Below are 2,299 nucleotides of genomic sequence, written 5' to 3' on the forward strand. Positions count from 1 at the left end.
TTCCAATTGATCTTTGAATCTGTGATGCTGCGCTGTTAGTGACGTCCTTACGAGTGCAGGCTGCAAATTATGACGCGTGGAATTCTATTAAATGGCCCGGAACGGCGGCGGAAATGGCATGATAGTCAGCGTCGCGAGATTGTCTCTCTGGCGTTTTCGCCTGGTTCGAGCGTGACAGAAGTAGCCCGGCAGTTCGACGTGGCGACAAGCCTGATTTACAGATGGCGGGATCAGTTTCTGGCGGCCAGCAGCGGCGTTTCTTTCAGTCCCGCTTTACTTGCGGACGGGCCAGCCGGCCCTGGGTTGGAATCAGGTACGGGTTTGATAACAATCGACTTCAAAATCGGCGCTCGTGTGAGCATTGGCGCTGGGGCTTCTCTTGAACTGGTCTCGGCGATCATGAAGAGCTTGCGATGATCCCCATCGGTTCGGCCGCTAAAATCTGGATTGCCACAGGTCACTTCGATATGAGGAAAGGCATGGCTGGACTGTCCTTGTTGGTCCAGGAACATCTGCAGCGCCTGCCCTTCGCCGGCGATGTCTATGTCTTCCGTGGGCGTAGTGGTCGGCTGATTAAGGCGATCTGGCATGATGGGGTCGGGCTGTCGCTTTATACAAAAAGACTGGACCGTGGACGCTTCATCTGGCCCTCTACCGTGGACGGCGCGATCCAGCTGACGAGTGGTCAGATGTCTTTTTTGCTCGAAGGTATTGAGTGGAGAAATCCCCAACATAGCTGGCGACCGACCAGCGCCGGGTAGGATTTATGGTCACAGGATGTTGAATCAAATATAGCGAAAACCCTATACAGGGAAGGGGTTTTATGATTCATTTCTCTGTATGGATCACGCTCTGGACGCCTTGCCGGATGATGTCGCTGCCCTACGGGCGGAGCTGGCATTGGCGCGCTCAGAACGGGTGGCCGCCGAGGAGGCCTTAAGGATTAAATCGGCGTCTCACAGCACTCTTGCGGCGGAACACGCTGTGGCTCAGGCCAAGGCAGCTGAGGATATGGCGATAATCGCCCATCAGAAGCTTGTCATCGAGAAACTTCAAAGGCAGATCCATGGCCAACGCTCTGAACGATCTGCCCGTCTGACCGATCAGCTTGAAATGACCTTTGAAGAGCTTGAGGCCACAGCGACGGAAGCCGAGCTGTTGGCGGAGATGGCGGTCTCAAAAGCGACGCATGTGGCTGGCTTTACGCGCAGCCGGCCTCATACCCGTTTGAACTTCCCAGAACACCTGCCTCGCGAACGCGTCGTTGTGCCTGGACCAACCGTCTGCGACTGCTGTGGCAGCGATCGTCTGCGCAAGCTCAGTGAAGATGTCACGAAGACGCTCGAATCTATTCCGCGCAGGTGGAAGGTCATTGAAACCGTACGCGAGAAGTTCTCATGCCGGGATTGCGAGAAAATCAGCCAGGCGCCATCGCCGTTCCATACCATTCCACGGGGGTGGGCTGGCCCCAGCCTGATAGCCATGATCCTGTTCGAGAAGTTCGGTCAGCACCAACCTCTCAATCGTCAGATTGAGCGCTATGCGCTGGAAGGGGTACCGATCAGCCTGTCAACGGTCGCTGATCTGGTTGGCGCCAGCTGTCTGGCGCTGGTGCCCCTGATCCGACTGGTTGAGGCGCACACCTTCAAGGGCGAGCGTTTACACGGCGATGACACCACAGTGCCTGTGCTGGCAGAGGGGAAGACGATTACGGGCCGAATATGGGGCTATGTAAAAGACGACAAGCCCTTCGGGGGCACGTCGCCACCATCGGCCATGTTCTATTATTCCCGCGATCGCGGTGGAGAACATCCTCAAGCGCATCTGATTAAATTTAAAGGTCTGTTCCAGGCCGACGCCTACTCCGGTTATGGTGAAATTTATAAACCGGGGCGAAGTCCCGGGCCCATTTTAGAAGCTGCCTGCTGGGCGCATGCGAGGAGGCCTTTCTTCATCATGGCCGACGTCGAACAGAATGCACGCCGTAAGGCCGAAGGTAAGAAGCCGTCCGTCCTGTCGCCTATTGCCATGGAAATGGTGCGCCGGATCGATGCCCTCTTCGAGATCGAGCGTGGCATCAATGGCAAAAGTCCTGAAGAGCGCCTTGCTGTACGCCAAACTCTAAGTAAACCCATTATCGACGATCTTGAGCCCTGGATGCAAGATCAGAAAGCGAAGCTGCCTAATGGGCATGACCTGCGCAAAGCCTTGAATTACATGCTCAGCCGCTGGCACGCCTTCACACTCTTCCTGACGGATGGTCGGGTCTGTCTGTCGAACAATGCCGCCGAACGGGCGT

General features: G+C 56.1%; 3 protein-coding genes. All 3 read left to right on the forward strand.

Going from position 1 to position 2,299, the window contains the following annotated elements; translation table 11 throughout:
• The first annotated feature begins 69 nt into the window (after window positions 1-69).
• Window positions 70-417: a transposase gene (locus B060_RS0123375; RefSeq protein WP_018084205.1), complete on the forward strand. Its 348-nt coding sequence runs from the start codon at window positions 70-72 to the stop codon at window positions 415-417.
• Window positions 414-761 (forward strand): IS66 family insertion sequence element accessory protein TnpB, encoded by a 348-nt coding sequence (tnpB, locus tag B060_RS0123380; RefSeq protein WP_018084206.1) that lies wholly within the window; start codon window positions 414-416, stop codon window positions 759-761. The genes B060_RS0123375 and tnpB overlap by 4 nt, the downstream gene beginning before the upstream one ends.
• A 79-nt stretch (window positions 762-840) precedes the next feature.
• A partial coding sequence (gene tnpC, locus B060_RS0123385) for an IS66 family transposase (protein ID WP_018084207.1) occupies window positions 841-2,299 on the forward strand: 1,459 nt, incomplete at its 3' end.

This window comes from Asticcacaulis benevestitus DSM 16100 = ATCC BAA-896 (assembly GCF_000376105.1).
GTDB classification, from domain to species: domain Bacteria; phylum Pseudomonadota; class Alphaproteobacteria; order Caulobacterales; family Caulobacteraceae; genus Asticcacaulis; species Asticcacaulis benevestitus.

What these genes read in the sequence shown, in the direction of transcription:
- tnpB (WP_018084206.1), top strand. Translation starts at nt 414, where the DNA reads ATGATCCCCATCGGTTCGGCCGCTAAAATCTGGATTGCCACAGGTCAC.
- B060_RS0123375 (WP_018084205.1), top strand. Translation starts at nt 70, where the DNA reads ATGACGCGTGGAATTCTATTAAATGGCCCGGAACGGCGGCGGAAATGG.